This is a genomic window from Amycolatopsis sp. NPDC051373 (assembly GCF_040689465.1).
Classification (GTDB): domain Bacteria; phylum Actinomycetota; class Actinomycetes; order Mycobacteriales; family Pseudonocardiaceae; genus Amycolatopsis.
In genome coordinates, this window is record NZ_JBFBAE010000066.1 from 1 (window position 1) to 5,986 (window position 5,986).

General features: G+C 67.7%; 7 protein-coding genes and 2 pseudogenes. 6 read left to right on the forward strand and 3 right to left on the reverse strand.

The genetic code is table 11. The features are described from left to right. Positions 1–61: 61 nt before the first annotated feature. The 6 genes and pseudogenes from AB0383_RS49915 (at position 62) to AB0383_RS49940 (ending at position 3,101) form a co-directional block, all read left to right on the forward strand. Positions 62–400 (forward strand): MerR family transcriptional regulator, encoded by a 339-nt coding sequence (locus AB0383_RS49915; protein ID WP_364190445.1) that lies wholly within the window; start codon positions 62–64, stop codon positions 398–400. A gap of 518 nt (positions 401–918) precedes the next feature. Next, a pseudogene (locus AB0383_RS49920) lies at positions 919–1,481 on the forward strand (dihydrofolate reductase family protein). Further along, positions 1,482–1,631 (forward strand): hypothetical protein, encoded by a 150-nt coding sequence (locus AB0383_RS49925; protein ID WP_364190443.1) that lies wholly within the window; start codon positions 1,482–1,484, stop codon positions 1,629–1,631. Positions 1,632–1,655: 24 nt separating this feature from the next. After that, positions 1,656–2,252: a hypothetical protein gene (locus tag AB0383_RS49930; protein ID WP_364190441.1), complete on the forward strand. Its 597-nt coding sequence runs from the start codon at positions 1,656–1,658 to the stop codon at positions 2,250–2,252. A 134-nt stretch (positions 2,253–2,386) separates the two neighbouring features. Beyond that, positions 2,387–2,653: pseudogene (locus AB0383_RS49935) on the forward strand (hypothetical protein); the annotation flags it as partial. A gap of 295 nt (positions 2,654–2,948) precedes the next feature. Further along, on the forward strand, positions 2,949–3,101 hold the full coding sequence (locus AB0383_RS49940) for a hypothetical protein (protein ID WP_364190471.1): 153 nt from the start codon (positions 2,949–2,951) through the stop codon (positions 3,099–3,101). A 125-nt stretch (positions 3,102–3,226) separates the two neighbouring features. Here AB0383_RS49940 and AB0383_RS49945 read toward each other — a convergent pair whose 3' ends face one another. The 3 genes from AB0383_RS49945 to AB0383_RS49955 all read right to left on the reverse strand — a co-directional run bounded on the left by AB0383_RS49945 (position 3,227) and on the right by AB0383_RS49955 (position 5,491). After that, a complete protein-coding gene (locus AB0383_RS49945; protein ID WP_364190439.1) occupies positions 3,227–3,934 on the reverse strand; it encodes a DUF6333 family protein in 708 nt (235 codons plus the stop codon). Between the two features lie 769 nt (positions 3,935–4,703). Then, complete coding sequence (locus tag AB0383_RS49950; RefSeq protein WP_366191689.1) at positions 4,704–5,270, reverse strand: Clp protease N-terminal domain-containing protein; 567 nt, start codon at positions 5,268–5,270, stop codon at positions 4,704–4,706. Further along, positions 5,267–5,491, reverse strand: coding sequence for a helix-turn-helix domain-containing protein (locus tag AB0383_RS49955; RefSeq protein ID WP_364190434.1), 225 nt, complete (start codon positions 5,489–5,491; stop codon positions 5,267–5,269). Before AB0383_RS49955 ends, AB0383_RS49950 begins: the two co-directional genes overlap by 4 nt. Between the last annotated feature and the right edge of the window lie 495 nt (positions 5,492–5,986).

Consider the following 5,986-nt stretch of genomic DNA (forward strand, 5'->3'; position numbering starts at 1 on the left):
AACCCCTGGGACCCCGGGTGCCGTGCGCGGCATCCGGGGTCCCTTGTGATGTGGAGGTGGAATGATTCCTGACCAACGCGAGACCCCCGCCCCCGGTTCGGGCGGGGCCGACAAGTTCGACGACGACCAGTACCCCGCCTACACCATGGGCCGGGCCGCGGACATGCTCGGCGCTACCCAGAACTTCCTGCGCAGCCTGGATGAAGCCGGCCTGATCGAGCCCCAGCGCTCGGCCGGCGGACATCGTCGCTACTCCCGCCACCAGCTGCGCATCGCCGCACGCGTACGGGAACTGGTCGACCAGGGCACCGCTGTCGACGCCGCCTGCCGCATCATCTCCCTCGAAGATCAGCTGCACGAAGCCCAGCGACAGAACACCGAACTCCGCTCCACCGAATAACATGCCGGGCCAGGGTGTGCCGCCAGGATCCCCGCGGCACGGCCCTCCCCCCGAGGCGACTCGATCAGCAGGCCTCCATAGATGCCTTGACCAACTTGACCTCAACAACACCCTTGCCAAGCATCAACTCTTCCTGCCGGCGCCGGGCGAAGCAGCATGAGATTGGCGCATGGGCGCGCCGCGTTCACAGCCGCCAACGGGGTCGACCTTCGCGTGCCTCAACACGGCCTTTGCTATTCGTCAAGGAGTTGGCAGGGTTTGATCTTGATCTAGCTGGGGCTTAGTACATGTACGTTTCGGCTCCGGCTAGTAAGATTTTCACCGTACAGTTATCTGCAACACCGCTGGTCAAGGTGATGGCGGTCCGGGCGCCGTGGTGTCGGGTGTATGTGGGGCCCTTCCGTACGCAGCATCCGCTTGGCGTGGTGGTCAACCGGCCCTCGGTGTGGCCTGACCGATGATTTTTACCGCGCCGTGCTGGTCTGTACGCCGATACCGACTCACGGGAGGCTGACGCCATGCGGAAACTGACCTTTGGCATGAACCTGACCCTGGACGGCTACATCGCCGCGCCCGGCGACGACCTCGGCTGGAGCGCGCCGAGCGACGAGCTGTTCCAGTGGTGGTCCGACCGGGTGGGGCGACGGGCCTGGCGCTGTACGGACGCAAACTGTGGGAGACGATGAGTTCCCACTGGCCGACCGCCGACCAGCAGCCCGGCGCCACGCCGGCGGAGATCGAGTTCGCCCGCCGCTGGCAGAACATGCCGAAGGTGGCGTTCTCCTCCACGATCAGCACGGTCGACTGGAACACCCGCCTGGTCACCGGCGACGCGGTCACCGAGATCACCCGGCTCAAGGCCGAGGATGGCGGCCCCCTTGACATCGGCGGCGCCACACTCACCGCAGCGGCGATGCGGGCCGGGCTGATCGACGAGTACGTGCTGGCCACCGCACCGGTCTTGGTGGGCAGCGGCACGCCGTTCTTCACGGCCCTGGACGACTGGGTGAACCTGACCCTGGTGGAGACCCGGACGTTTCCCGACGGCGTGGTCCTGACCAAGTACGAGACCAGGCGCTGAGTGCCCGACGTCGGATCGGCGCGCCTTCGGGCCGCCCAAGGATCTCGTGGCGCTTCGTTCCGCGCGGCGGCGCCGCGGCACCTCGGCGTGCACTCCGGCGGCATGGTCATCACGAAAGCGCCCGTTTCCGAGATCGTCCCGGTCGAGTGAGCCACCGCGAAAGACACGTCGATCTTGCAGTGGGACAAGGACGACTGCGCCGCGATCGGGCTCGCGAAGTTCGACCTGCTCGACCTCGGGATGCTGTCCACTCTGCATTACGTGATCGACCTCGTCGCCGAGCATCACGACGTCCACATCGGACTGCACGACCTCGACCTGGCCGACCCTGCCGTGTACGACATGCTGTTCGAAGCCGACGCTGTCGGCATGTTCCAGGTCGAGTCCCGCGCCCAGCTCGGCACGCTACCCCGGCTGCGGCCACGGCGCCTCTACGACCTGGTCGCGGAGGTCGCGCTGATCCGGCCCGGCCCGGCCCAGGGCGGCTCGGTGCACCCCTACATCCGGCGCCGCGGCGGCGAAGAACAGTGGCAGCACGCCCATCCCCTGCTCGCACCGGCGATCGAGCGCACCCTCGGGGCGGACCTGTTCCAGGAACACGTGATGCAGATGCCTGCGACGTCGCCTCATTCACCGCCGCCGAGGCCGAGCAGTTGCGCCGCGCGGTGGGCACCAAACGATCCAGCGCAAAGATGGAGCGCCTCGCCGGCCCGGTTCTTCGAGGGCGCCGCGGCAAACTGCGTGCCCCCGAGCTCGCGCGCGGATCTTTGACCAGATCCACGCCTTGTCCGGTTACGGTTCCCGAGGCCCACTCGATGTCGTTCACGCTGCTCGTGTACGCCTTGGCCTGATTCAAGCGCTACTACCCCGCCGCGTTCTGCGCCGGGCGGCTGCGCGCGCAGCCGATGGGGTTCTACTCCCCGCAGTCGCTGGTCGCCGACACGCGCCGGCACGGCGTCACCACCCACAACCCCGACCTCAACGCCTCGCTGCCACACGCCACGCTCGAACAAGACCCCGCCTCCGAGGGCAGTGTGGCGATCCGGCTCGGGCTGGCCGAGATCCGCAAGGTCGGCCAGGATGTCGCCGAGACGATCGCCGCCGAACGCGACACCGGCGGCCCCTGCACCTCGATCGGGAACCTCACCGAACAGGTGCAGCTCGACCGGCCCGTCGTCGAAACCCTTGCCACCGCGGGCGTGTTCACCGGCCTCAGCGCCGACCGCCGTTCCGCGCTGTGGGCCGCCGCCGCGACTCGTGCCGAGCACCTGCCCGGCCTCCCCCTCGGCCACGACGCCCCCGCACTACCGGGGATGAGCGCCTTCGAGCTCGCGTCAGCGGGCCTGTGGGGCCACCGGCATCACTGCCGACCGCCGCCCCATCGAGTTCCTGCGCGCCCACCTGGACCAGCGCGGTGCCATCCCCGCCGGCGAACTGCTCGCGGTCGTCGATGGCACCCGGATCAAGGTGGGCGGCGCCGTCACCCACAAACAACGCCCGGCCACCGCCGGCGGCATCACGTTCCTCGACCTCGAACACGAGACCGGCATGGCCAACGTAATCGTGTCGATCCCGCTCGACCTCAAGTCCTTGGCGTCGGCGTCTCGCGACTTCCGGTAGCGGTCCGCGTGATCGCGCGCCGTGTCGGGTCTCACGGCTGATGTCGAAATCTCACGCGCCGTGTCGCACGGATGTCATGTGCGACAGTGCTGTGAGATTTGGTTCGACACAAGGTGATGTCGCGACTAGTCGGCGCTGGCCAGCCAGATGTCCTCCATGTGCAGCGTGGCTTCTTCGGTGTGGCGCACGCGGAAGTAGGACATCTGGAGTTCTGCGAAGCCCCACGGGTTGTACGGATCCAGCACCCGATGGCCGAAGTGCTCCCAGGGAACGGTCGCAGGCTCCGCGTCGAGGTCGATGTAGGCCGAAGCGAGGACTTCAGCCTTGATGCCGAGTGCGCGCGCGATGGCGTGCGGGTCACCGTCGATGTGGAACTGGTCGGCGGCGGACCAGCCTTCGGTGTGCAGCTTCAGTCCACAGGGCAGGTGGATGGCGGTCTCGTCGTGGTTTTCCCCGCGGTCGATGTTTGCCGCCCCGATGATCCGGGCGTCGGAGTAGCGTTCGGCCAGGGCGCTGGTCACGCTGAGCAGTGTGCATTCGAAGCCATCGTCCGCGAGGGCGAAGTCGGAGGCGGCGATGATGCTGCCCCAGCAACCAACAGCGACGAGGTCCAGGTCGGCTCGTGTATGCGGAGACGCGGAGATTGCGTCGGTGTGGGGAAGCTCTTCGAGCACGGCCTCGATGGTGGGGAAGGACTCGGCGAAGGCTCGGGCACGTGCCGGGTCGTGCGGAGCGAAGTTGGCGGGAGAGCTGCGCGAGTGGGGGTGGAACGGGGGAAGAACGACGGCGATGGTGGACTCGCCGTGGCCGTTGACTTCTTGGTCGTCGATCACACCGGTACCGTAGTCAAAGCCGAAGCTCCGGCCGGCGGATATTGCTGATCGCGAGCACGCCCGCTCCCCGTTTCGGCGAGCGCCCGTGGCATCAGTCGACTGCGCGGTCCAGCCGAACGGCACGATCGCCGCTGACGCCGGCTTTCTCTTCCGATGGCCGTCCTCGACTACCAGGAAATGCCACTGGGGTTGAGACTGATCCTGGTGACATCGTCGTGAGACCACCGAGAATCCGCAGGTTATTCAAGATCGACATGTTCACGCGCGATGGGACCCTACTGTGGGCTATCCGGTTGTCTGAGAAGCCGCTGGAGGCAGCGAACATCGTCGAAGTTCTCGCCGGGCTGGCCGGTGTTGTCAGCGCAGAAATGCGCGCCGCAGCACGACCCCGTGCGCGGTCACGATCGTCGTCCGGACTTGCCCGTGACTCCCAGCCAACCGCGTTGTCATCGAGCCGAAAGGATGTTCTGTCATCGGCTGCGGCGATGGGCCGGTTTCCTTGACCTTGCCAGCAATAGTGTCGCGGCCACTGCGACAAGTGGTGCCGCAACGGCGACGATCAAAGCCGCGATCACTGGTAGCCCGGCTGACGAGGGTGGGCCACCGGCCGGCGCGGGTGGCGGCGTAAAACGCAGCCGCGAGTCCATGTGATGCCATCGGGTCACCTCCAGGTAGATCACTCGCCAACTGCCCGCCCAGAGCGCCAACGCGGTTCCCACCGTCCACCACAGCCACCACGGAGAACGGGGCGAAGGAGACCCGGCCATGCTCATCCGCAGGCGCAATCGAGGATCGCCGTGCGCAACGTAGGTGCCGACACCCCGAGTGCCGCCAGGATTGGCGGCACCAGCCCAGTGTCGGCCGCGACCACCGCGGCGCCGAAATGGTGCGCGGCGACCTGAACCGCGCCGCTCCGGTCGGCCTCGTGCACAGCGGCGTCCAGGCACGACCGTGCCCGCCCGGTGACCGCCAGGTGCCCGGGCAACCGCCGCACCCGCGGGCGCCGACTCCGCGATGAGGGCGCCGGTCCAAGGCCGAAGCTGGCCTCGACCGCCTCCCGCACCGCCTGCAGATCGATGCCGATCGTGGCCAGCGCTTCGGCGTCCACTCCATCGAACACACTGTGCGGCCGGGCGAGCAACCGGTCGGTCTGCGCCGCGACACCACCGGGAGTGAGCCCGTGTTCCCGTGCCACCACACCCACCGGAGTGGGCGAGTACGCGACCGCGTAGAGCAGATGCTCGGACCCGACCCCGGGATGGCTCAGAGTGCGAGCGCGTTCCTGCGCCGTGCGCACCAGCGCGCGCACATCGTCGTCGAACCGCTGACTCCTCATGTCAACCCCCGAACTCGGCGTCCGTGCTTGCGGTGCACGGTCTGCTTGCTCACCCCGAGCCGGGCCGCGATGTCCTGCCAGGACCAGCCCGACCTGCGCGCCCGATCTACCTGCAGCGCCTCCAGCTCCTCGGTCAGCACCCGCAACGCCGCCACCGCCCGCAAGCCCACATCTGGGTCTGCGCTCGCCGCGCTCTCGGCGATCTCCGCCCGTTTCTCCATACAGTCAGCATGAGCTGACAAACGACGCACGTCAACATACGCTGACAACATTTCGGCCAGCGCAGAGCTTATCGGCGCATGCACCCTGGCGACCCTTCCCGTCCGGACGGCAAAGGCCAGAGTCGCACGCACGGCTGCTCTCACAAACGGTCAGTTACGCGAGTTCTGCGGTGTGCCGCCCGGAGCCGAAAAGCCGCACGTCGGTCGAGGGTGACGCGGCCATCTGTTCGACCTCCGCGAGTGGGAGTCTGCAGTCGGCCACCACTCTGTCCGGGCCGACGAGGTACTGGTTGTGAGACGCGTGCTTGACCGGTCGCTGCCCCTCCGCACCGCGAACGCCACCATGGGCCCATTCACCGGGCCCGGCCAGCCCGTCACTCGATGTCCGGCCTCGGCCCTTACTGGCCCTCGGGGTCTTCGCCGGTGGTGTCCGGGTCGAGTTTGGAGACTTGGTAGAGGGCGATGGCCCAGCCGTTTCCGGTCCGTTTCAGCAGG

What these genes read in the sequence shown, in the direction of transcription:
- AB0383_RS49915 (WP_364190445.1), top strand. Translation starts at nt 62, where the DNA reads ATGATTCCTGACCAACGCGAGACCCCCGCCCCCGGTTCGGGCGGGGCC.
- AB0383_RS49950 (WP_366191689.1), bottom strand. Translation starts at nt 5,270, where the DNA reads ATGAGGAGTCAGCGGTTCGACGACGATGTGCGCGCGCTGGTGCGCACG.
- AB0383_RS49955 (WP_364190434.1), bottom strand. Translation starts at nt 5,491, where the DNA reads ATGGAGAAACGGGCGGAGATCGCCGAGAGCGCGGCGAGCGCAGACCCA.